Annotated in this window: 20 protein-coding genes, 2 tRNA genes, 1 other RNA gene, 2 riboswitches and 1 other annotated feature; of the genes, 6 read left to right on the top strand and 17 right to left on the bottom strand. The window is 40.8% G+C overall.

Annotated elements, in window-relative coordinates:
* Positions 1-498 precede the first annotated feature (498 nt).
* The 3 genes from ffs to tadA form a co-directional block, all read right to left on the bottom strand.
* Positions 499-764: signal recognition particle sRNA large type (ffs, locus tag DX933_RS01890), an RNA gene on the bottom strand.
* A gap of 185 nt (positions 765-949) precedes the next feature.
* Positions 950-1,363, bottom strand: a complete 414-nt coding sequence (locus DX933_RS01885) for a GNAT family N-acetyltransferase (RefSeq protein WP_123314782.1) — start codon at positions 1,361-1,363, stop codon at positions 950-952.
* A 136-nt stretch (positions 1,364-1,499) separates the two neighbouring features.
* On the bottom strand, positions 1,500-1,961 hold the full coding sequence (gene tadA / locus DX933_RS01880; RefSeq protein ID WP_123314781.1) for a tRNA adenosine(34) deaminase TadA: 462 nt from the start codon (positions 1,959-1,961) through the stop codon (positions 1,500-1,502).
* Positions 1,962-2,136: 175 nt separating this feature from the next.
* On the opposite strand from tadA, the gene DX933_RS01875 reads away from it, so the two are divergent.
* On the top strand, positions 2,137-3,426 hold the full coding sequence (locus DX933_RS01875) for a glycoside hydrolase family 18 protein (protein WP_123314780.1): 1,290 nt from the start codon (positions 2,137-2,139) through the stop codon (positions 3,424-3,426).
* Positions 3,427-3,835: 409 nt separating this feature from the next.
* Here DX933_RS01875 and DX933_RS01870 read toward each other — a convergent pair whose 3' ends face one another.
* On the bottom strand, positions 3,836-5,074 hold the full coding sequence (locus tag DX933_RS01870) for a dicarboxylate/amino acid:cation symporter (RefSeq protein ID WP_123314779.1): 1,239 nt from the start codon (positions 5,072-5,074) through the stop codon (positions 3,836-3,838).
* 267 nt (positions 5,075-5,341) lie between these two features.
* Entirely contained in the window at positions 5,342-6,475 is a 1,134-nt protein-coding gene (locus tag DX933_RS01865; protein ID WP_123314778.1) for an AI-2E family transporter, read from the bottom strand.
* A 127-nt stretch (positions 6,476-6,602) separates the two neighbouring features.
* Between DX933_RS01865 and DX933_RS01860 the strand changes: the two genes are divergently transcribed.
* A complete protein-coding gene (locus tag DX933_RS01860) occupies positions 6,603-6,788 on the top strand; it encodes a CsbD family protein (protein WP_397315663.1) in 186 nt (61 codons plus the stop codon).
* Between the two features lie 63 nt (positions 6,789-6,851).
* Here DX933_RS01860 and DX933_RS01855 read toward each other — a convergent pair.
* A tRNA-Arg gene (locus DX933_RS01855) sits at positions 6,852-6,924 on the bottom strand.
* Between the two features lie 138 nt (positions 6,925-7,062).
* On the opposite strand from DX933_RS01855, the gene DX933_RS01850 reads away from it, so the two are divergent.
* Together DX933_RS01850 and DX933_RS01845 are read left to right on the top strand one after the other, a co-directional pair.
* Positions 7,063-7,707, top strand: a complete 645-nt coding sequence (locus tag DX933_RS01850; RefSeq protein WP_123314777.1) for a deoxynucleoside kinase — start codon at positions 7,063-7,065, stop codon at positions 7,705-7,707.
* 20 nt (positions 7,708-7,727) lie between these two features.
* Positions 7,728-8,411, top strand: a complete 684-nt coding sequence (locus tag DX933_RS01845; protein ID WP_123314776.1) for a deoxynucleoside kinase — start codon at positions 7,728-7,730, stop codon at positions 8,409-8,411.
* A gap of 48 nt (positions 8,412-8,459) precedes the next feature.
* On the opposite strand, the gene DX933_RS18845 is transcribed toward DX933_RS01845, so the two are convergent.
* Positions 8,460-8,750 carry a TIGR04104 family putative zinc finger protein gene (locus DX933_RS18845; RefSeq protein ID WP_123314775.1) on the bottom strand — a complete coding sequence of 97 codons (291 nt, stop codon included), beginning with the start codon at positions 8,748-8,750 and terminating at the stop codon, positions 8,460-8,462.
* Positions 8,751-8,772: 22 nt separating this feature from the next.
* Positions 8,773-9,579 carry a pyrroline-5-carboxylate reductase gene (proC, locus tag DX933_RS01835; RefSeq protein WP_123314803.1) on the bottom strand — a complete coding sequence of 269 codons (807 nt, stop codon included), beginning with the start codon at positions 9,577-9,579 and terminating at the stop codon, positions 8,773-8,775.
* Between the two features lie 408 nt (positions 9,580-9,987).
* On the opposite strand from proC, the gene DX933_RS01830 reads away from it, so the two are divergent.
* Both DX933_RS01830 and DX933_RS01825 read left to right on the top strand, forming a co-directional pair.
* Complete coding sequence (locus DX933_RS01830) at positions 9,988-10,740, top strand: GTP pyrophosphokinase (protein ID WP_123314774.1); 753 nt, start codon at positions 9,988-9,990, stop codon at positions 10,738-10,740.
* 87 nt (positions 10,741-10,827) lie between these two features.
* On the top strand, positions 10,828-11,154 hold the full coding sequence (locus DX933_RS01825; RefSeq protein ID WP_123314773.1) for a hypothetical protein: 327 nt from the start codon (positions 10,828-10,830) through the stop codon (positions 11,152-11,154).
* 95 nt (positions 11,155-11,249) lie between these two features.
* Here DX933_RS01825 and DX933_RS01820 read toward each other — a convergent pair.
* From DX933_RS01820 to guaB, 9 genes are all read right to left on the bottom strand, one after another.
* Positions 11,250-11,342, bottom strand: a tRNA-Ser gene (locus tag DX933_RS01820).
* Positions 11,343-11,468: 126 nt separating this feature from the next.
* Positions 11,469-12,677 (bottom strand): M20 family metallopeptidase, encoded by a 1,209-nt coding sequence (locus DX933_RS01815; protein ID WP_123314772.1) that lies wholly within the window; start codon positions 12,675-12,677, stop codon positions 11,469-11,471.
* Between the two features lie 36 nt (positions 12,678-12,713).
* Positions 12,714-13,532, bottom strand: a complete 819-nt coding sequence (locus DX933_RS01810; RefSeq protein ID WP_123314771.1) for a MetQ/NlpA family ABC transporter substrate-binding protein — start codon at positions 13,530-13,532, stop codon at positions 12,714-12,716.
* Positions 13,533-13,548: 16 nt separating this feature from the next.
* Positions 13,549-14,199 carry a methionine ABC transporter permease gene (locus DX933_RS01805; protein WP_123314770.1) on the bottom strand — a complete coding sequence of 217 codons (651 nt, stop codon included), beginning with the start codon at positions 14,197-14,199 and terminating at the stop codon, positions 13,549-13,551.
* On the bottom strand, positions 14,189-15,220 hold the full coding sequence (locus tag DX933_RS01800) for a methionine ABC transporter ATP-binding protein (RefSeq protein WP_123314769.1): 1,032 nt from the start codon (positions 15,218-15,220) through the stop codon (positions 14,189-14,191). Before DX933_RS01800 ends, DX933_RS01805 begins: the two co-directional genes overlap by 11 nt.
* 89 nt (positions 15,221-15,309) lie before the next feature.
* Positions 15,310-15,414, bottom strand: a riboswitch (SAM riboswitch).
* A gap of 131 nt (positions 15,415-15,545) precedes the next feature.
* Positions 15,546-15,650, bottom strand: a riboswitch (SAM riboswitch).
* A 389-nt stretch (positions 15,651-16,039) separates the two neighbouring features.
* A complete protein-coding gene (gene serS / locus DX933_RS01795) occupies positions 16,040-17,314 on the bottom strand; it encodes a serine--tRNA ligase (protein WP_123314768.1) in 1,275 nt (424 codons plus the stop codon).
* A 59-nt stretch (positions 17,315-17,373) separates the two neighbouring features.
* Positions 17,374-17,595 (bottom strand) — a binding site (T-box leader).
* 66 nt (positions 17,596-17,661) lie between these two features.
* Positions 17,662-18,537, bottom strand: a complete 876-nt coding sequence (gene pdxS / locus DX933_RS01790) for a pyridoxal 5'-phosphate synthase lyase subunit PdxS (RefSeq protein ID WP_123314767.1) — start codon at positions 18,535-18,537, stop codon at positions 17,662-17,664.
* Between the two features lie 118 nt (positions 18,538-18,655).
* Positions 18,656-19,993: a serine hydrolase gene (locus DX933_RS01785; RefSeq protein WP_123314766.1), complete on the bottom strand. Its 1,338-nt coding sequence runs from the start codon at positions 19,991-19,993 to the stop codon at positions 18,656-18,658.
* Positions 19,994-20,200: 207 nt separating this feature from the next.
* The gene (guaB, locus tag DX933_RS01780) at positions 20,201-21,673 is read right to left on the bottom strand and encodes an IMP dehydrogenase (protein ID WP_123314765.1); all 1,473 of its coding nucleotides are present in this window, start codon (positions 21,671-21,673) and stop codon (positions 20,201-20,203) included.
* Positions 21,674-21,706: the final 33 nt, after the last annotated feature.

Genomic DNA, 21,706 nt, shown 5'->3' with positions numbered 1-21,706 from the left:
TAGGAAAATTGCTGCAAACTACATTCTTGATAGATACACCATATTTTATCTTGCATATAGATGATTGCAATACATTCACGATGTGTGGAATTAAAGAAGTGGAAAAGAATAACGTAGCATTTGAAATGTATGTTTAGCAAAAATCGCAAGCACCTGTTTAGCAACGGTTTTAGCTGAACTTCCAATTTATCTGACGAGATAAAGGAACTCGAAACGCTTTAGCGATTCATAGTTGACTTATCGTAGGAAGTTTTAAGGAAGGAAGGCTAAAATCGTCCCGTCCTGGGACAACGCCTTCATGACCTACATCGTGTAGGCCCAAGTTTGGGACTGCGCGATGCTCGCCCCATCAAAAGATCTGATCGTTGCTGGGTGCTTAAGCTGGACGATGCCATTGCTGTCAAAGTCTTAAAATAGCATCAGAACTAATACTTTCTTTTACTTGAAAAAAACCGCACCAGGGCTCCTCCCTGATGCAGCTTTTTTAGCTTATGTACGCCGTGCACCCACTCTCGATGCGACGTCCCTATGCGTTACTCTAGTTCATGGCTCGGCTCAGGTGACCCTGCGGCACACGGAAATGACCACTTACTGCTGCTTCCTTCCGGACCTGACAGGGTTCATGGGTTTCTGTTGCGCAGGACCTGTGCGTCAACACCAATTCCTAGAGGCAGACCATAAAATCGCCACACCTCAAATGGGAATTCAGCCTCGCTATAGCGGATTGCGAGTACAGGGCACCGCTAATTCCCCGCCTAGCACGACATTATTTATTATACCGATTTAATACCAAGATTGCAATGGAAATTCATGCGGTGATTACATCATCCTCTTTTTCAAAATGAAAATGAGACAAAATAACCCTTCCATAGCGGCTATTCTGTCTCCTCTTTATTTTTGAATAAAACAGGATTACCAAAATTTAGCTGCCACATCATTTTATCCAATACTAAAGATTGAATGAAGCAAATGCCACCGTTGTACCTTGATCACAGGATTGGAATCCATTTTTTTCATAAAAATGGCGGACATCTGGAGCTTCTTCTGTTAAAAGCACCTTTTGACGAACAGCTTTGTATTTCTCCATCACTTGTTTCATCATTGCAGAGGCAATCCCCTGATTCTGATACCGCCGCAACACTAGCACATCCTGAATATACAAAATGGTTAGTCCATCACCAACTGCCCTCAGCAAACCAACTAATTGCCCCTCATCCCATGCAGATAAAACATACAGAGAATTGCTTATGGCCTGTTGCAATTGGTCCACATCATTTGTATACGCATACCATTCGACATCTTCGTATAATGCCTTTAATTGAACCTGTTCAATATACTTATCTTCCCTAAAAACAATTGTCATATGAAACCCCTCCCCAAAATGTTTATTATTTTGAAGAGAAAATGCGTAATCGTTCCACTGTCTTATACCTCCCTGTAATTACGATGATAAAAAGAATGCCCTGGATTTGAGGAATTTGTACCTTTTCTTTATGGTATTATTTTTTTTTTGCTTTTCTTAACGCACGAAAAAAATCAGTCAGTAATGTGCGGCATTCGGCTTCCATGACACCAGCTTTCATTTCAACCTGGTGATTAAATCTTTTTTCATCTAATAGGTTCATTAACGTACCTGCACAGCCTGCTTTTGGATCTGTTGCACCGTATACAACCCGTTTGATACGTGATTGTACTATAGCTCCTGCGCACATCGGACATGGTTCAAGCGTCACATAAAGCGTACAATCCTCCAGCCGCCAGCTGCCGATATATTTATTTGCTTCCTCCATCGCAAGCAATTCTGCATGGGACAAGGTTGTTTGACTCGACTCACGCATATTAAACCCACGGCCAATAATTTTTCCATCATGGACGATGACCGCTCCAATTGGAACCTCCTGCTGTTCGCCGGCTTTTTTTGCTTCTTGAATGGCTTCCTGCATATATTGTTCATCTGTCATTATAATCACTGCTTTTCTGCTTAGAAATTGTATGCAAAGTCCTTCTGCTCATTATGTTACTGGCAATGAATTGCTTTGGCAAGCACGATGGCATGGGTAGAGAATGTATAGAAGAAAATATTCCTTCATATAGTGTAGGAGGATTGTTTTTTGATACAGAAGGGAGGAAATACAAATGCAAATTCATATTGTTGCTAGCGGAGATACAATTACGTCCATCGCTCAGCTGTATGGGGCCACATCCGCTGCAATTATAGAGGCGAATGAGCTTTCTACCCCTAATGAGCTCGTAATTGGCCAGGCGCTCGTTATTCCAATCATTGGTCAATTTTATTTTGTTCAGCCTGGGGACAGTCTTTATGATATAGCCCAGCGCTTCGGTACCACCTATCAAGCATTGGCAGAAATAAATCAAATCTCAGCCACCGCCACTTTGCCAGTAGGACTTCGATTATACATTCCACCACGACCAAAAAGGGAAATAATATCCATCGCTTACGTGGAACCGATGGGAGATACGGTCTCCACACCACTTATCCACGCCGTTGAAAACCATGCAGAAAAATTAACTTATTTAGCGCTGTTCAGCTATCGGGTTCAGCGTGATGGCAGTCTTGTTGCTCCACCGATAGATAATCTTGCTACAATTGCTGGCAATCATCAAACGGCATTGATGCTTGTCGTGACCAACTTGGAGGAAGGTGCCTTTAGTTCGGAGCTTGGTCATATCATTTTAACTGTCCAATCCGTTCAAAACACGCTATTGGATAACCTCGTAAATACGGCAACTTCCGGGGGATTCCACGATGTACATTTTGATTTTGAATTTTTACTGCCAGAGGACCGCGAAGCATATAATGATTTTTTACGCAAAGCCAAAACACGCTTTGCACAGGCGGGACTTACCCTATCCACAGCCCTCGCTCCAAAAACTAGCTCCACCCAAACAGGAATTGTATATGAAGCGCATGACTATGCAGCACATGGCGAAATTGCCGATTTCGTTATCCTGATGACATATGAATGGGGATATAGCGCTGGACCACCAATGGCAGTATCTCCTATCAATGAAGTTCGGAAAGTGGTTGATTACGCATTAACACAAATGCCAGCAGATAAAATCATCCTCGGACAAAATCTATATGGCTATGATTGGACCTTGCCTTTCGTTGCCGGCGGTCCATATGCACGCGCAGTCAGCCCCCAACAAGCAATCCAGTTAGCGCGTGAAAACAATGCCAGTATTTCTTATGATATCGTGGCACAGGCACCCTTTTTCCAGTACACAGCCGCTGATGGAAAAACACATGAAGTTTGGTTTGAAGATGCCCGCTCTATTCAAGCAAAATTTAATTTAATAGAAGAAAAACAACTCAGAGGGATTGCCTATTGGAAGCTTGGCTTATCCTTCCCACAAAACTGGCTGCTACTAACCGATCAATTCACCATTACGAAAGTCATTTAAGTTCGATTGACATCATTTGCGAAAAAAGCAGCAAATCACATCAAGTAAATGCTGTTTATGTTACTCCAATTTGGAAGATAAACGGTTTCGAGTAACTTAAATACTGTTTAACTTACGCCATTTTGGAAAATAAACGATTTCGCATCACTTAAATGCGGTTTATCTTACTCCATTTCAGAAAATAAACGATTTCGAGTAACTTAAATGCTGTTTATCTTACGCCATTTCAGAAAATAAACGATTTCGAGTAACTTAAATGCTGATTATCTTACTCCATTTCAGAAAATATATGATTTCGCATCACTTAAATGCTGTTTAACTTACTCCATTCAGGATTTAACCAAAAAACACAGGCTGGATTCCAATCAATGGGATTCAGCCTGTGTGTTTATTTCATAAAGGAAAGATTTTAAATAGCCGGGTCTGTTTTTCCTTGTTCTTCCCTTCGTTTTTCATTTTCAGAAATAATGTATGCACAAGCGGCGTCACCGGTAATATTAACGGAGGTCCGTAGCATATCTAATAGGCGATCCACACCGATGATGAGTGCAATTCCTTCTACTGGTAAGCCGACCTGCTTTAAAACCATTGCCAGCATAATCAAACCAACGCCTGGAACACCTGCCGTACCAATACTGGCAAGTGTAGCCGTAAGAATAATCATTAAAATAGCTGATACACCAAGGTGGACATCATAAACATTTGCGATGAAAACAGCCGCTACCGCCTGCATAATGCCGGTTCCATCCATATTAATCGTCGCACCGAGTGGCTGTACAAAGCTGCTGATTGATTTTTTGACACCGAGGTTCTCCTGGGCCGCCTTCATGGAAATTGGCAAGGTTGCATTGGAGCTCGATGTACTGAATGCAACGGACATTGCTGGGAAAAATCCTTTATAAAATTTAATCGGACTTGCTTTTCCTAATCCCCGAATGGCTACACTATACGTTACAAGTGCATGAATAAACAGTGCGAGGATAACGGCAATCATATACATCCCCATTGACCCAAGCGCACTAATGCCTGAATCCCCTACAGCAGAGGCAATTAAAGCAAAGGCACCATATGGAGCCGCTTTCATTACAAGGTTAACAATAAAAATTAACACTTCATTTGCTTGATCAAAGAGCTTTGTAATGCCTGCTGTCTTGTCACCCAAAATAGCGAGTGCGATTCCAACAAAAATCGCGAATGCAATAATCTGAAGCATATCTCCTCCTGTCATCGCTTCAATTGGATTCGATGGGATAATATTAATGATGGTTTCCATAATTGGCGGTGCAGCATTTGGCTCAAAATTGGCCGTATTCACATCAAACATACCTTCTTTTCCTGGCTGCAAAATAAATGCAACAGCAAGCCCGATAACAAGTGCAATAGCAGTTGTTACCAAATAAAACGTTATGGTCTGCACACCAATTCTTCCAAGTTTAGCAGGTTCCCCTAATCCTGCTGTTCCAAGCACAATCGACACAAATACAATCGGTACCACAATCATCATAATTAAATTCAAAAAGATTTTTCCAACTGGGTTGAGCAAATACGTATCAAGAAATGAAAATACATTTTCAGGCGCAAAGCTCAAACCAATCCCAACAATGACACCAAGAACCAAGGCAATCAGTATCTTCTTCGTCAGGCTCAATGTTATTACTCCCTTCTATAAAATAGGATGTCTTGTCTGTTATTCTATGATTCGAATATTATAAATAATCCTATTATTAAAAAGACATTCCCCGAATTCCCTTACATAAAACTAATATTTGGAAGCGCATACATACCAATCCATTCATATCATTCCATATTTCAGATAGCACACAACGTCGCCATTTATCCAGCAAAGCTGACTGTTAATCGGATAAAAAAAGAATTTTAAAAAACCGCCAGCAATGTGGCGGTCTCCCTCTTTTTCTTATTCATATTCGTCTCCATAAAATCTCACATAACGAAGCTTTAATTTGGTAAATAAATATTTAACCATTACTTTTAATATCGCATAACCCGGTATTGCTAAAATAACCCCAATGACACCAAATATTTTTCCAGCAATTAATAAGGTGAACATAATCGTGAGTGGGTGTATTTTCATTGTTTTTCCCATAATATTCGGGGAAATAAAGTGCCCCTCTAAAAACTGCACCACGAACCAGACGATAACTAATTTCAGCAGCATCCATGGTGAGGTAACCATCGCGATGATGATAGCTGGGGTAATGGCAATCATGGGACCCAAGTATGGTACAACACTTGTCACTGCAGCAACAATCGCTAGTGTGACAGCATAATTTAAACCAATGATCCAGTAACCAATAAATAATAACAAACCAATACAAAAGGCTACGAAAATTTGACCCTGAATATATGATCCAACCTGTGTATCCATTTGATGCAAAATCGTATCCAAATCATTTCTGAAACGCTTCGGAAATAACTTAACGAAATAGGACTTGAACTGTTTGCCATCCTTCAATAGGAAAAATAACACAAATGGAAAAGTAATGAATGAGATAACTATCGTGGTAATCGTATTCGCAAATCCAGAGATACTTTCCATTGCATTTCCAATATTGTCACCAATTTTGGATGGTAAATCACCTATTGTTTTGTCCAGCCATTGACGTCCTTCCTCAAAGTAATCCCCCAAGAAAGAGTTTCCGATAAATGCATGGATTCCATCATTTATATTGGCAATATAATCCGGAAAGTTATCAATTAATTCCAGAACCTGTGATTCTATTTTTGGAATCGTAATAATCAACAATCCTGTTACCGCACCTGTAAAGGCAATGATTAGCAGGATGATTCCCCAAAGCCGTCCAATCCGTATTTTCTCCAATGCATTTACAATCGGATTTAACAGATAAAAGGCAATCAACGCCATAATTACAGGTGGTGCAATCGTAGAAATAATAATAATGAACGGATGAAATATGAAAGAAACTTTGTTATATACTATAACCGTTAAGCCAATCAAAATCAGGGTGACAAAAAAGAATATGATATTTCTTCCACCCATAAATCGAATGAATGTATCTTTTCCCTTCATGGCCATCACAACCCTTTAACAAAATTACTATTTATTTCCCATGACCGCCGCTTTTGAAACCATGTTTAATGGAACGGCAGTGTGGTATATAGAATTATACAGTGTTTCCAATGAAGGAGGAATTAATATGAGTGATGGATTTAAAGATAAAGTAAAAGGTGCTGCCGACAAAGCAAAGGGCGAAGCAAAAGAAGCTTATGGCAAGGCAACCGACGACAAAAAGAAGCAAGTGGAAGGAAAAGTAGATAAAGCAAAAGGTGACGCCAAAGAAAAGATTGGCGAATTGAAAGACAAATTAAATCAGGATAAATAAACAAATCCCTCATGTCATTGGATATGGGGGATCATTTTTACATCATTAATTGCTACACAAAAGCGCCCTCGGCAGGATTCGAACCTGCGACGCATGGTTTAGGAAACCAACGCTCTATCCCCTGAGCTACGAGGGCAAATACATATGCAATGTTTTTATTATACAATAAAGCCATTCCAAAATTAAAGCGATATTTCTTTTGGTGAAGGACATTTCATACTGTGGTAAAATAAAAACATCTGTGTTGATGGAAGAATGGATTGGAGGTTTCAGAATGGAACAAGTTCCATTTATAGCGATAGAAGGACCAATAGGTATTGGAAAAACATCCTTAGCAAAAAAACTGGCTACCCATTTTCAGTACCATTTATTAAAGGAAATTGTGGAGGAAAATCCTTTTCTCGGCAAATTTTACGAATCAATTGAGGCATGGAGCTTTCAAACGGAAATGTTTTTTCTGTGCAACCGATTTAAACAGCTGGAGGACATTGAGGTTGACTATTTAAACAACCAAAAACCTGTCATAGCTGATTATCATATATCGAAAAACATGATTTTTGCGAAGCGTACACTTCCAGCGGACAAGCTCGAAAAATACAAACAAATTTATCAGATTTTAACGGCAGATATGCCCGTTCCTAATATGATGATTTATTTGCATGCAAGCCTGGATACCATTTTGAAACGAATTCAGCTTCGCGGAAGAGAGATTGAACAAAACATTCAACCCGCATACCTGAAGCAGCTTGCGGCAGATTATGAGGATTATATGAATGAATTTGAGAGATTACATCCAAACATACCTGTCATTCGGATTAATGGCGATGAATTGGATTTTGTTCAGCATCAGGACGATTTAAAACAAATTATTACGCAGGTGGAGGATTATTTAAAACCACGTGCTGCGGTGCCAAAATGAATAACAAGGGGAATACATCTATGAGTGTAAGAGATATGTACCAAATTCCACAAGACAGCGTGATCACGATTGCCGGGACTGTCGGCGTTGGAAAATCAACCATGACCAAGGCATTAGCCGATGCACTAAACTTTAAAACTTCCTTTGAAAAAGTAGATGCCAATCCATATTTGGAAAACTTTTATGCAGATTTCGAACGCTGGAGCTTCCATCTGCAAATCTACTTCCTGGCAGAACGCTTCAAAGAGCAGAAAAAGATTTTTGAATATGGTGGAGGTTTTATCCAAGACCGCTCCATCTATGAAGATACTGGTATCTTCGCAAAGATGCATTACGAAAAAGGCACCATGTCCAAAACGGATTATGAAACCTATACCAATTTATTTGATGCGATGGTTATGACACCATTTTTCCCGCATCCGGATTTATTGATTTATTTAGAGGGATCCTTCGATGAAATCCTTCGTCGCATTCAATTACGTGGTAGAGAAATGGAAAAAACAACACCCATTTCCTATTGGGAGGAAATGTACGAGCGGTATCAAAACTGGATTAATAACTTTAATGCTTGTCCAATTTTGCGCATTAATATTTCTGACTATGATTTGATGGAGCAAGAACAGTCCATCGAGCCTATTCTAGAAAAAATTGGCCACTTTATTGGTCAATCCCGTAGTTGGAAACGGCATGAACTCATGAAATAAAAGCCAAAAAGGAGCGTGTAATGGAATCATTGCATCAGCTCCTTTTTTTCATCCAAACGGTTCTTCTTCCTTGCTTAACTCGAGCATGAGCGGCTGAACCATCATGCTAACGAGAAAAAGGCCGATACCAAGGAACACCATACCAACTATAGATAGTTCACTGAACATGAATATAAGTATGATCACTGGCAAATAAAGGAGTGAGGACATACCATTCCAATTCCGCGATTTGGCAGTTAGATAATTTTTTTTCCCACATACCGGGCATTTTAAGGAAAAAAGTTGCTGCAACGTTTCCGTATAACGCCACTGTCTGTCACAATGGGCACACTTTGGCATAATAGGAGCCCCTTTCTGAACATTATTCTATTTTGCCCAGCTCCATTGATCTTTGGCAAGCTTGCTTTACACAAGCAACTATTGCTTCTTGAAAATACTGTGCTTCCAATGTACGTATCCCAGCCTCCGTCGTTCCGTTTGGACTGGTAATTTTTTCACGGAGCACAGCTGCAGGTTCATTTGTCTGCTTCAGCATCTCTCCAGCGCCAATAATGGTTTGGATAATTAAATCCTTGGCTATTTTGCCTTGTAGTCCCAGTTCCTCTGCTGCTTGTTCCAACGCTTCCACCATGTAATAAAAATACGCCGGGCCGCTTCCGGAAACACTTGTCACCGCATGCATCAATGATTCCTCTATTCGAACCGTTTCGCCAATCGTCTGAAATAATGTTTCTGCCAGCTGCATATGTGCCTCTGTCGCATATTCTCCTGGAGCTATTGCTGTGGCAGACTGCCCGATGGAGGCAGATGTATTCGGCATCGCACGAACAACCGCATGCTGATCACCTAATAACTTGCCAATATAGCCTGTTTCCATCCCAGCAATAACAGATAACACAAGCTGATCCGGTAAAATATAATCCTTCGTTTCTGCAATTGCATCCTGCATATCATAAGGCTTAGTAGAAAGAATAACGATGGATGCATCACGAATGATTTCCCTATCCTTAAAAATAGTTACACCATAGGTTTCCTGTAAATAGGTCAAACGATCACCATTTTGCTTATTCGTTACTAAAATTTGCTCCCTGGAGACAAAACCAGATTGGATGATTCCTGCAATCATCGCCTCAGCCATGGAACCAGCACCAATAAACACCATCTTCATATCCATTCTCTCCTCTCCAAAATAAAAAATACCCACTCCATCCAAATAAAAGGACGAAATGAGTTTCCGTGGTACCACCTAATTTGACATCCCGAAAGATGCCCACTTTCATTGATAACGCAGCTGTCTGCGATTGGTTTTGCCAATGACTCCAAGGTAGGTTCACAATTGCTGTACACGAGGGAATCTTTCAGCCGGTGAATCCCCATCTCTTTTCGGTCGCATAGATTGCTACTAGCCTTATCATCGTCTATCGATTTAGATATTGTTTGTTATCATATGCTGTATATTCCAAATTGTCAAGCACCTATTAAGTCCAGCATCTGACTGAAACGGTTTTTCAGTAGTTTTTTATTCACGGGCTGACTTATAATATACATATAGAATGGAAGAAAGAAGGTTTCACCAATGGCAATAGAACAGGATCAACTCCAATTACAGCGCATCAAACAATTTAAAGAAGAAATGACCCGATTTATGATGACATATAAATTTGGCTTGGATGAAATGAATACGAAGCTGATGATTTTACAGGAAGAATTTCAGCATTTTCATGATTATAATCCAATTGAACATATTAAATCACGAATCAAAACACCCGAAAGTATTATTCAAAAAATGTATCGCAAAAATTTAAATATGTCACTGGATTCCGTCAAACATCATATCCATGATATTGTCGGTTTTCGAGTTGTATGCTCGTTCGTCTCCGATATTTATCGACTAAGTGAAATGATTCAAAAGCAAAAAGACGTAACCCTCGTTACTTGTAAGGATTATATAAAAAATCCAAAGCCAAATGGTTACCAAAGTCTGCATCTAATCGTTTCCGTTCCAGTATTTATGTCTGATCGGGAAGAAAATGTCTTTGTAGAAATTCAGATTCGCACGGTTGCAATGGATTTCTGGGCGAGCCTGGAGCATAAAATATTTTATAAATATAATAAAGCCGTACCCGATCATTTATTGCAGGAGCTGCAGGAAACCGCTGCAATCGTAAATCAACTGGATCATCGAATGGAAGAACTCCATAAAGAAATTAATGAAATCAAACAGCTCCAACATGTGGAGGATAGTCCTATCTTGGAAATCAATAATGAAAAAATTCATCTTCCCATGAACATTTTAAAAACGTTTATGGATCAAGAAGATCTCTCCTAAATCATTCCATCCGTGTGATATGCATCACCGAAACATGTGCGTAATTAAGCTATAGTAGGGATGAAAACATATCCGAGGATGGAAAGGATGAAACAAGTGGCTCAAATTCGCATGGAAAAAAATGATTTATTACTTGAAGTGGATTTATCAGATTTACAGCCATTAATTGAAGAGGCCAATCGAAATATGGATTTGTACAAAGATGAGATTGCTGTCATTCATGAAAAAATGCCTAAATTCGATTACACTTATTTTTGCTTCTATGCATATTCAACCTATCGGCTACTCGAAGCGACATTTCAATTCGATACTGCTGAGGTTGGGCATTTCCGCCTGATTGCGCCAGATTCCTTTTACTACGCATTTTATGGCATGATTGAAACATTACATGCCCAACAAACTGCTAACGCTTGAGACAACCAGGGGCATATCTCCTTTTAAACTAAAAACCGCTGCAGCCTAAGCCGTAGCGGTTTTTATATCTCCAATTATTATGCGCTTTTAAAAAATGGAGGAGGTAGAGGGATTCGAACCCCCGCGCGGTTTGACCCGCCTGTCGGTTTTCAAGACCGATCCCTTCAGCCAGACTTGGGTATACCTCCGTAGCAACATTTTATAATATACAATATTTTATTTTCCGTGTCAACAAAAACTATAGCCTTATCGTTAATTATTTTTCCCCAAAAAAGAACTTGGGAAAATCTTGCGTCCCAAGTCCTTTTTACCTATTATTCTGCTTGCTTTCTATCTTCAAATTCCTGTCTAATTTCTTGATAAATAGCATCATTGGTTAGAAGCTGTAAAATGGTTAATGCAATTCCTTTCGCCCCTGTAATCAATGCTTCATCGCCTTTTTTGGATCGGGCAGCTTCCCGAAATGGCACGGTATGCCCGATTAAATCACTTGGTCCAATTTTGATATGTGGGTGAATGGTTGGAAGCACCTGACTAATATTCCCGCAGTCGGTGGAGCCAAGAGCCTCTTTCTTTCTCGTGCTTACCGTTTCTCCCAGTCCTTCGATAACCTCTTTAAATACTTGATCAAATCGGTCATTTTGGATAAAGTTATCGACTTCATTTTGAAAAGCAGAAATCTTTACCCTTGCTCCTGTTGTTAAGGATGCGCCTTCTGCAACCTTCTTTATTTTTTCCGACGTTTCATTTAGCACCGTTCTCGTCGCTGCCCGGATGAAGAATCTTGCTTTTGCATATTCTGGAACAATGTTTGGCGCATCTCCGCCATCTGTAATAATACCGTGAATACGAACATCAGAAGGAAGATGCTGACGCAGTGCATTAATTCCATTGAAAAGCTGGATCACGCCGTCCAATGCATTGATACCTTTATCTGGATGTGCAGATGCATGAGCTGGCTTTCCAAAGAATTCAAAATCGAGTGGATCGACGGCTAAGCTCGGTCCTGTCAGACTCGTTTCAGCAGCTGGGTGCACCATAATTGCCGCATCAATATCCTTTACCAATCCTGCCTTTACAAAGCTTCCTTTCGCACTACCATTCGGTCCGCCCTCTTCTGCAGGTGTTCCAAGGACAACCAGCTCACCGCCAACTTCATCTATCACCTGACTTAATGCAACTGCAGCTGCAACACTTGTTGTGCCAATGATATTATGCCCACATGCATGACCAATTTCCGGAAGCGCATCGTATTCAGCTAAGAAGCCTATTGTTAATCCAGGTTTCTTACCTTTTTTTCTGGCTAAAAAAGCTGTTTCATGTCCGGCTACCCCTTTGTCAACATGAAAACCTTCATCTGCCAATGTTTTTGTCAACAGCGATGCTGCGCGATATTCCTGGTTTCCGATCTCCGGATGGTCATGAATATCATGACTAATTGCAATGTACTTCTCCTGCTTTTGCTCAATATCCGCAATGATTTCCTTTTTAATTTGCTCCAACCCGTCTACAACTATTGTCATACCCTTCATCTCCCTTATATTTTTATTCATTTATAATTAATGTCCGATATTGCTGAGGGGTACAAATGTCGGAATAGAGTTTCCTTTGTATTCCTCAATGATAAAATCCTTCACATCATCTGATTGATAAATATCAACGATTTTATTTAACACCTCATCATCTTTGTCCTTGGCCTGCGTTGCGATGATATTAATATATGGCGTCGCTGTTTCATCCTCGTGAAAAATAGCATCATCCAATGGACTAAATCCTGCATCAACCGCAATCCCGTTATTAATAATAGAAGCATCTACATCCGGTAATACACGAGGGGTTTGTGCAGCAACGAGTAATTCAAATTTGAGATTTTTAGGATTTTCAACAATCTTATCGAGTGCACCATTGCCATCAAAGCCTTCCTCCAATTGAATTAGACCTGCTTCCTGCAATAGTAGTAATCCTCGGCCCATATTTGTTGCCTCATTTGCTAAAGCGATGGTTCCTCCCTCGGGAATATCTGATACATCATCATGTTTTTCAGAATATAGCCCCATTGGTGCAATCACCGTTGTCCCGATTGGAACGAGGTCCAAATCATGCTCCTTAATGAAAGCGTCAAAATAAGAAACTGTCTGGAATGCATTGGCATCAATCTCTCCTGCTGCTAATGCCATATTCGGCTGAACATAGTCAGAGAAACGGACAATTTCAATATTTATGCCTTCTTCCTTCGCCTGCTTCGATACATAATCCCAAACTGTAGTATCCGAGCCACTTATTCCAATTTTCACCTTGGAAGCTGCCTTACTGCTGGAGCAAGCTGTCCCGACCAATGCTACTGTAACAATCAATAAACCGAGTAATAACTTTTTCATATCCCAAAACACTCCTTTATCTTCTTCTAATTTTTTTAGATAAAATATTTCCCGCTGATTGAAGCCCCTGTACCATAAGGATTAAGATTCCTACCGTGATGAGCAGAACGATGGTATCAAAGCGTTGATAGCCAAATGTGATTGCTAAATCTCCAAGCCCTCCGCCACCAACTGCGCCAGCCATTGCAGATGCGCCAACAAGGCCAATGGTGGCAATCGTTAAACCGAGCAACAATGAACTGAGTGCTTCTGGAATTAAAAACTTGGTAATAATTTGTCTTGGTGTTGCTCCCATTGCCTGTGCCGCCTCCATCACACCCGGGTCTACCTCCAACAACGAATTTTCTATTAATCTAGCAATATATGGACCCGCGTATAATACCATTGGAACAATTGCAGCTGCTGTGCCAATGGATGTACCAACGACAAGCCGGGTAAATGGAATGACAGCAACCATTAGGATGATGAATGGAACAGATCGAAATATATTGACAATACCATTGAGCACATTGAATACAAAAGTATTTTCCAATAAATGACCCTTTCTCGTAATGACCAATAAAATTCCGAGTGGTAATCCAATCACAACCGAAAATAATAAGGAAAATGAAACCATAATCAATGTTTCCCATAAAGCTTCCACAATTTGTGGCCATTCAACTAACATGTTCAAATACCTCCTTCACTGCAACCTTTTGCTGGTTGATATGCATGATGACACGTTGAATTTCTTTATCTTCCCCTTTAAACTGCACGATTAAATTTCCAAATGGCGTTCCCTGCAGTTCAGTAATACTTCCAAACAAAACATTGATTTCTACGGGATAATGTTTGGCAATTTGTGATAAGAGGGGGGCTCCCGCTGATTCCCCAACGAAGACGATTCGATAAATCCGGTTGGCTTCATCCTGCGTTTCAAGCAGCTGATAAATGGAATCTGGAATATCATCATGCATTACAGTTTTAACAAAGTTCCGAGCGACCTTTGTTTGTGGCTGGGAAAATACGTCAAACACGGTACCAGCTTCCACTACCTTTCCGTGATCAATCACCGCAACCTTATCGCAAATTTCCCGAATTACGCTCATTTCATGGGTAATGATTAGAATCGTAATATCGTATTGTTCATTGATTTTTTTCAGTAGCTGTAAGATGGCATTTGTCGTTTCCGGATCCAGGGCGGATGTGGCTTCATCACAGAGCAGGATGGAAGGCTGCGTAGCCAATGCCCTCGCTATACCAACCCGCTGCTTCTGTCCACCTGATAACTGATCTGGATAGCTATCCGCCTTATCCGCCAATCCAACGAAATCCAACAGCTCCTGCACCCTTTGTTTAATTTCATCCTTGGGCTTTTTTGCCAATAGAAGCGGCATCGCAACATTGGTGAAGACCGTTTTTGAATTTAATAAATTAAAATGCTGAAAAATCATTCCAATATCGCTTTTTGCTTTCCGTAATTCCTTCGGTGATAAAGCCAATAAATCCTGAGAATTGACAATAACCTTTCCTGAAGTGGGACGTTCCAATAGGTTCACACAACGGATTAACGAACTTTTACCCGCTCCACTGAACCCAATCACACCATAGATTTCCCCCTTTTCGATATGTAAATCAACCTGATCCAGCGCCTTCACCTCTGCCGTCGGACTTTGATAAACCTTTGTGACATTTTCAAATGTAATCATCTATATCATTCCTTTCCTTTGCAATAAAAAAATGCCCCTTCTTTCTATTACGATAAGAAGAGGCATTACACGAATACACTTACGTCCTCTTCTTATCTTTCAAGCGATTGCTTGCTGGAATTGGCACGTTGCTTTTATAAAAAGCCGTTGCCGAGGTATCATTGGGCCAGTCCCTCCACCTCTCTGGATAAGAAGTAAATCAATATGCAATTGTTTTTGAGATTGATACGAAGTTTATGATACTTCGTTAAAATTTTTGTTCATATGACCAAAAGAAAAATCCCTTCCTGTAAAAAGAAGAGATTTGCATTCTATCCGCGCACTCTTCTTATTTACCAAGCATTTGCTTGTTGGAATTAGCACAGTACTTATAAAAAGTCCGCTGCCGAGGTATCGTCGGGCCAAGTCCCTCCACCTCTCTGAATAAGAAGTATATAATTTAATTTTTGAATTGCTATCTACATTACAACTGATTTTCGTATTTGTCAAATCTTTTTTTAAAATATTTTTTTAACATCGAAATCCTTCCAGCTAGTGGAGGGACCAGCAGCTTCATTTGGCATGCGAGTTTTGAACAGATATTGGAATCGGCGCGCCGATTCCTACATGCTTTAAAATTTCCCCTGTCAGACGATAAGGGTTGGACTGGGTTCATCACGCGAGTTGGGCACGTTAACGCGCGACTTCAGCTGGTCCATGCGCGAGTTTACCCTGACGGCGCGCGACTTCGGCCATTCCATGCGCGACCCGGTTGGCTCGGCGATTCCGTCCTAAACAGATGCAGAAATATGCAACAGCCGATTTCATCCTCATTTCAGCTTAGCGAATGATGTCTTTGCCACCCATGTATGGTCGGAGTGCTTCAGGGATGACGACAGATCCATCTTGCTGCTGATAGTTTTCCAGGATGGCTGCGACTGTACGTCCAATAGCTAGGCCGGAGCCGTTTAAGGTATGAACATATTCTGGTTTGCCATTTGCGCCACGGCGGAAGCGAATACCTGCCCGACGTGCCTGAAAGTCTTCAAAATTAGAGCAAGAAGAGATTTCACGATAGGTTTGCTGGCTTGGTATCCAGACTTCAATATCGTATTTTTTTGCAGCTGTAAAGCCTAAATCTCCTGTACACATGCTTAATACCTGATACGGCAGACCAAGCAATTGTAATACCTTTTCAGCATGACCGGTTAAAGTTTCTAATGCCTCATAAGAGTCTTCCGGCTTTACAAAATGTACGAGCTCTACTTTATGAAATTGATGCTGGCGAATGAGTCCACGTGTGTCACGTCCAGCAGAGCCAGCCTCAGAGCGGAAGTTCGCGCTGAATGCCGCATATCGCTTTGGTAAATCAGCTTCTTGTAAAATTTCATCACGATGGTAATTTGTTACCGGTACTTCAGCAGTTGGTATCAGAAAATAATCCCAATCTGCTAGCTTAAATACATCTTCTTCAAATTTAGGTAGCTGTCCTGTTCCAGTTAGGCTTGCACGATTGACAATCTGTGGTGGTAACATTTCCACATAACCATGTTCGTCTGCATGCAAATCCATCATAAAGTTAATGAGCGCTCTTTCTAATCTGGCGCCTAACCCTTTATAAAATACAAAGCGGCTGCCAGTTACCTTTGCAGCTCTTTCAAAATCAGTAATGCCTAGATTACCAGCAACATCCCAATGCGGCTGTGCTTCAAATGAAAACTCCGGTGTTTCTCCCCATGTACGAACAACAACATTATCCTCCTCATCCTCACCGACAGGTACACTTTCATGTGGGATATTTGGGATAGATAGCATGATATGGTTTAACTGCGCTTCTATTTCCTTCAAATCATGGTCTAATGTCGCGATTTGATCCCCGACAGCACGCATTTCCTTGATGGCTGGCTCTGCATCCTTTTTCTCTCTTTTCAACACAGAAATTTGTTTAGAAGCTTCATTTCGCTTTGCTTTTAATGCTTCTGCTTCAACAATGAGCTGACGGCGTTTTTCGTCTAATTCGCCAAAATGATCCAGCTCGGATAAATCCTCTCCACGATGGGACAGCTTTGCCTTTACCTCGTCAAAATGATTTCGTAAATATTTCATATCCAGCATGATTATTTCCTCCTACCAATCATATTTTTAAAAAAATATAAAAAACTCCCGTCCCTAAAAATAGGGACGAGAGTATGCTTCCCGCGTTGCCACCCTGATTGAAGAGAACATCTCTTCCGGCTTACAACTGGTAACGGTGTTTAACCGGGTTTGCTTAGCGGATGGCTCCATTTAACAAACCAGCTCCAGGATGGATTCACAGCATTCCAGCATCGATTTTCACCAGCCATCGACTCTCTACAGAAAGAATTACTGTTACTAATTCCCTTCAAAACTTTTCCATTCTTAATTATCAACTATCATAGCCAATATCGTGTCCAATTGCAAGCTTTTCATACGAAGATCACTTATACACCGCGATCTGACATACGCTCTTGAGGTGTCAATGTATTCAAATCAATACCTTTCATTGCAGAGCCCAGGTTTTTGGAAAGCTCGCCAATGAGCTCATAATCCTGATAATTTGCAGTCGCTTCGACAATTGCTTTCGCAAACTTCTCTGGGTTTTCTGATTTGAAAATACCGGAGCCTACAAAGACACCATCCGCTCCAAGTTCCATCATCAATGCAGCATCACTCGGTGTTGCAACACCGCCAGCAGCATAGTTGGATACAGGCAAACGTCCTTCTTTACGAATTTGTAAAAGCACCTCATAAGGTGAACCTGTTTCCTTAGCAAATACCATCACTTCATCCTCAGACATGGCAAGCAGCTTGCGAATATCTGCCTGTACTTGGCGCATATGGCTAACCGCTTCAACAATATTACCTGTTCCCGGCTCACCCTTTGTCCGCAGCATCAAAGCACCTTCCCCAATTCGACGTGTTGCTTCACCGATATTTCTGCAGCCGCAGACGAATGGTACAGTGAAATCGGATTTTTTCAAATGAAAGATTTCATCGGCTGGTGTCAGTACTTCACTTTCATCAATAAAGTCAACATCCATCGCTTCCAATACACGTGCCTCGACAATATGACCAATTCGTACTTTCGCCATTACCGGAATAGACACCGCTTGAATGACTTCTTCTACAATGGTTGGATCTGCCATTCGAGCTACTCCGCCAGCTTTACGGATATCTGAAGGAACACGCTCTAACGCCATTACCGCAACGGCTCCCGCTTGTTCTGCGATTTTTGCTTGTTCCGCGTTAACAACGTCCATAATGACGCCGCCTTTTTTAATTGCAGCTAAAACTTGATTAACATGTTCCTGATTCATCCTTTTTCCCCCATCCAAGTTATGATTCAATCTAGTCTCAGGTATAAGTTACCTATCGTAAAAAGCTAAGCCCATATAGAACTTAGGCATCTTAACCTCTGAATAAAACAGATACGATTTAGCTAAACCAACCTTTTACCATATCCACAATGGACGTGAATAAATTACTGAAAAAGTCGCCAATCGCACTTAAAGTAAGCATAAACCAATTTTTCTTTTCTACATCTTGCTTCGTAACAAGGTCCACTTCGATTTTTTTATCTTTACCACCGAAAATATAACCGAAATCATCACCTTCATAAACCAATTCAGCGGTTCCAACCTTACTGCCCTTTTTGATTGGTGCCACAAGGTTTCCTTCTTTATCCAATAAGGATTTATCGATATGATAATCAATGCTGTATTGATCCTCTTCCCCTTTAAGAATTGGAATTTGGAAGGCTTCTTTTGTCTCTATATCTACTGATTTTTCTTTCCCTTTAACAACTGGGATAGTTGATTTATTCTTCAATGTATAGCCAGCAGGAAATAGTTCTTTATCTTCAAATTGATCAAAACCAAAGTCCAATAGCTTAGCTGTTTCTTCAAAGCGCGCTTCCCGGGAATCTGTTTTCATTACAACAGTAATCAGACGCTTCCCATCCCGTTCCGCTGTTCCAGTAAAGCTATTACCAGCAAGCTCGGTAAAGCCTGTTTTCAAACCATCTACACCCTCATAGAAAAATGGTTTTAAGAATGAAGCATCATGCGGCAACATCCAGTTCCAGTTACGAATTTCCTGACCATCAAAATCCATTTCCGGGATACTGGAAATATCCAAGATTTCTGGATAATCATTTACCAAATAGTATGCCAATAATGCAGTAGAACGCGCAGATAATAGGTTTGTCGCTTTCTCATCTGTACCCTTTGGTCGCATATCTCCAAGTGATTCATTATCCAAGCCAGTAGAGTTCACGAATTCATAATCCGTTAATCCCATTTCCTCCGCCTTGGCATTCATCAGCTTCACAAAGTCTGTTTCTGTACCAGCAATTAATTCAGCTAACGCGATTGTTGTCGCATTATCAGAGTTAATCGCCATCGCTTCATACAATTCTTTTACCTGATAATCTTTATTTTGACGTAAACCTACGCCGGAAAAATATGCGTTTGCTGAGATACTATAAGCATAATCGCTAATTTGTGTTTTTGTATCCCAATCTATATCTCCATTTGCAATCGCCTCTTGTACGAGGTATTCTGTCATCATTTTTGTCATACTTGCAGGTGGCAAAACGAGGTCCGGATTTTTGGCAAATAATACCTTTCCTGTTTCCGCATCTACAAGAATGGCGGATTCTGCTTCCAAATCAAAAGATTTAGCCTGTGATGACATCGGTTGTCCAAACAAAGTTGCTAGCATGACCAGTAAACCAAGCATCAGTGCCATGCTTTTCTTTAGCTTATATTTCATTTCTTTACCTCCACTATATATAAAAACTTTCTCGTCAAACAGCGATGCATCATCCCCCAATTTTTTTTATATGGATGCAAAGCTGCACACATTATTTTACCATAAAAAAAGAATAGATAGAGAAGAATTTTTCTCTATCTATTTTCTCAAATGGTATATGCCTATTCACAGCGCGCATATAGACATGTTTTTTAAAAAAATTATATTTTATTGGACAGAATAATTCGGTGCTTCCTTCGTAATTTGAACATCATGTGGATGACTTTCACGTAAGCCAGCATTGGTAATTCGAATTAATTGTGCATGTTCACGAAGATCCTTCAGGTTTGCTGCGCCACAATAGCCCATTCCAGCACGCAAGCCACCAAGCAGCTGGTGTACTGTATCAGCGAGTGGCCCTTTATAAGCTACACGACCTTCAATACCTTCTGGAACCAATTTTTTCGCATCGTCTGTATCCTGAAAATAACGATCCTTGGAGCCTGCTTTCATCGCACCAACAGAACCCATTCCGCGATAAACCTTATACTGTCTGCCCTGATAAATTTCTCTTTCACCAGGACTCTCGGAAACACCTGCAAACATACTGCCTAGCATCACGACATGTGCACCAGCAGCTAATGCTTTGGCAACATCTCCTGAATACTTAATTCCACCATCGGCAATAATCGGTACACCATGTGGTGCTGCCGCACGTGCGCAATCATGAATCGCAGTAATTTGAGGCACACCAACACCAGCTACGACACGGGTTGTACAAATGGAACCAGGACCAATACCAACCTTTACAATGGTTGCTCCTGCTTCAATCAATGCTTCCGTTGCAGCTGCAGTAGCAACGTTACCAGCAATAATATTCAAGTCAGGAAATGCCTTCCGAACACGTGCCACCTGCTCCAATACACCTTTGGAATGGCCATGTGCAGTATCAATGACAATCGCATCAACACCAGCATCAACTAGTTTTTCAATTCGAACCATGGCATCAGCAGTTACACCAACTGCAGCACCAACTAGCAGACGACCTTGTTCATCCTTCGCTGCATTGGGGAATTCGATGACCTTTTCAATATCTTTGATGGTAATAAGTCCTTTTAAAATAAAGTTATCATCCACCAATGGCAGCTTTTCAATCTTATGCTGTTGCAAAAGCTGTTCTGCGTCCTTCAATGTTGTGCCAACTGGTGCAGTTACAAGGTTTTCACTCGTCATTACTTCAGAAATTTTTATAGAATAGTCTTGAATAAAACGTAAATCACGGTTCGTTAAGATACCGACTAATTTCTGCTCACTAAATGAATTAACAATTGGAACCCCGGAAATCCGATATTTTCCCATCAAATGCTCAGCATCAAATACTTGATGCTCGGGCGTTAGGAAAAATGGATTGGTAATGACGCCACTTTCAGAACGCTTTACGCGATCCACTTGCTCCGCTTGGTCTTCTACAGACATGTTTTTGTGAATGACACCAAAACCACCCTGTCTTGCCATAGCAATAGCCATTGCCGCTTCTGTAACAGTATCCATTCCGGCACTAATTAATGGCGCCTTTAACTTTAGAGTAGGCGATAATTCCGTTTCGATATTGACCTCTCTTGGTAATACATTGGACTCCGCAGGTATGAGCAGCACATCATCAAATGTTAAACCCTCTTGAATAAACTTATCTTCGCGCACTGTTAGGTTCCTCCTTGTTATTGTAATTCTTAT

Origin of the sequence: Ornithinibacillus gellani (assembly GCF_003730295.1) — a bacterium.
Classification (GTDB): domain Bacteria; phylum Bacillota; class Bacilli; order Bacillales; family Amphibacillaceae; genus Ornithinibacillus_A; species Ornithinibacillus_A gellani.
The sequence above is the reverse complement of the archived record's forward strand: the minus strand, read 5'-3'. Positions and strand labels throughout refer to the sequence as shown.

What these genes read in the sequence shown, in the direction of transcription:
- DX933_RS01875 (WP_123314780.1), top strand. Translation starts at nt 2,137, where the DNA reads ATGCAAATTCATATTGTTGCTAGCGGAGATACAATTACGTCCATCGCT.
- DX933_RS01810 (WP_123314771.1), bottom strand. Translation starts at nt 13,532, where the DNA reads ATGAAAAAGTTATTACTCGGTTTATTGATTGTTACAGTAGCATTGGTC.
- DX933_RS01885 (WP_123314782.1), bottom strand. Translation starts at nt 1,363, where the DNA reads ATGACAATTGTTTTTAGGGAAGATAAGTATATTGAACAGGTTCAATTA.
- proC (WP_123314803.1), bottom strand. Translation starts at nt 9,579, where the DNA reads ATGAAGATGGTGTTTATTGGTGCTGGTTCCATGGCTGAGGCGATGATT.
- DX933_RS01830 (WP_123314774.1), top strand. Translation starts at nt 9,988, where the DNA reads ATGGCAATAGAACAGGATCAACTCCAATTACAGCGCATCAAACAATTT.
- DX933_RS01800 (WP_123314769.1), bottom strand. Translation starts at nt 15,220, where the DNA reads ATGATTACATTTGAAAATGTCACAAAGGTTTATCAAAGTCCGACGGCA.
- DX933_RS01825 (WP_123314773.1), top strand. Translation starts at nt 10,828, where the DNA reads ATGAAACAAGTGGCTCAAATTCGCATGGAAAAAAATGATTTATTACTT.
- DX933_RS01805 (WP_123314770.1), bottom strand. Translation starts at nt 14,199, where the DNA reads ATGTTAGTTGAATGGCCACAAATTGTGGAAGCTTTATGGGAAACATTG.
- DX933_RS01815 (WP_123314772.1), bottom strand. Translation starts at nt 12,677, where the DNA reads ATGACAATAGTTGTAGACGGGTTGGAGCAAATTAAAAAGGAAATCATT.
- DX933_RS01860 (WP_397315663.1), top strand. Translation starts at nt 6,603, where the DNA reads ATGAGTGATGGATTTAAAGATAAAGTAAAAGGTGCTGCCGACAAAGCA.
- DX933_RS01845 (WP_123314776.1), top strand. Translation starts at nt 7,728, where the DNA reads ATGAGTGTAAGAGATATGTACCAAATTCCACAAGACAGCGTGATCACG.
- DX933_RS18845 (WP_123314775.1), bottom strand. Translation starts at nt 8,750, where the DNA reads ATGCCAAAGTGTGCCCATTGTGACAGACAGTGGCGTTATACGGAAACG.
- serS (WP_123314768.1), bottom strand. Translation starts at nt 17,314, where the DNA reads ATGCTGGATATGAAATATTTACGAAATCATTTTGACGAGGTAAAGGCA.
- DX933_RS01850 (WP_123314777.1), top strand. Translation starts at nt 7,063, where the DNA reads ATGGAACAAGTTCCATTTATAGCGATAGAAGGACCAATAGGTATTGGA.
- DX933_RS01785 (WP_123314766.1), bottom strand. Translation starts at nt 19,993, where the DNA reads ATGAAATATAAGCTAAAGAAAAGCATGGCACTGATGCTTGGTTTACTG.
- DX933_RS01865 (WP_123314778.1), bottom strand. Translation starts at nt 6,475, where the DNA reads ATGAAGGGAAAAGATACATTCATTCGATTTATGGGTGGAAGAAATATC.
- pdxS (WP_123314767.1), bottom strand. Translation starts at nt 18,537, where the DNA reads ATGAATCAGGAACATGTTAATCAAGTTTTAGCTGCAATTAAAAAAGGC.
- tadA (WP_123314781.1), bottom strand. Translation starts at nt 1,961, where the DNA reads ATGACAGATGAACAATATATGCAGGAAGCCATTCAAGAAGCAAAAAAA.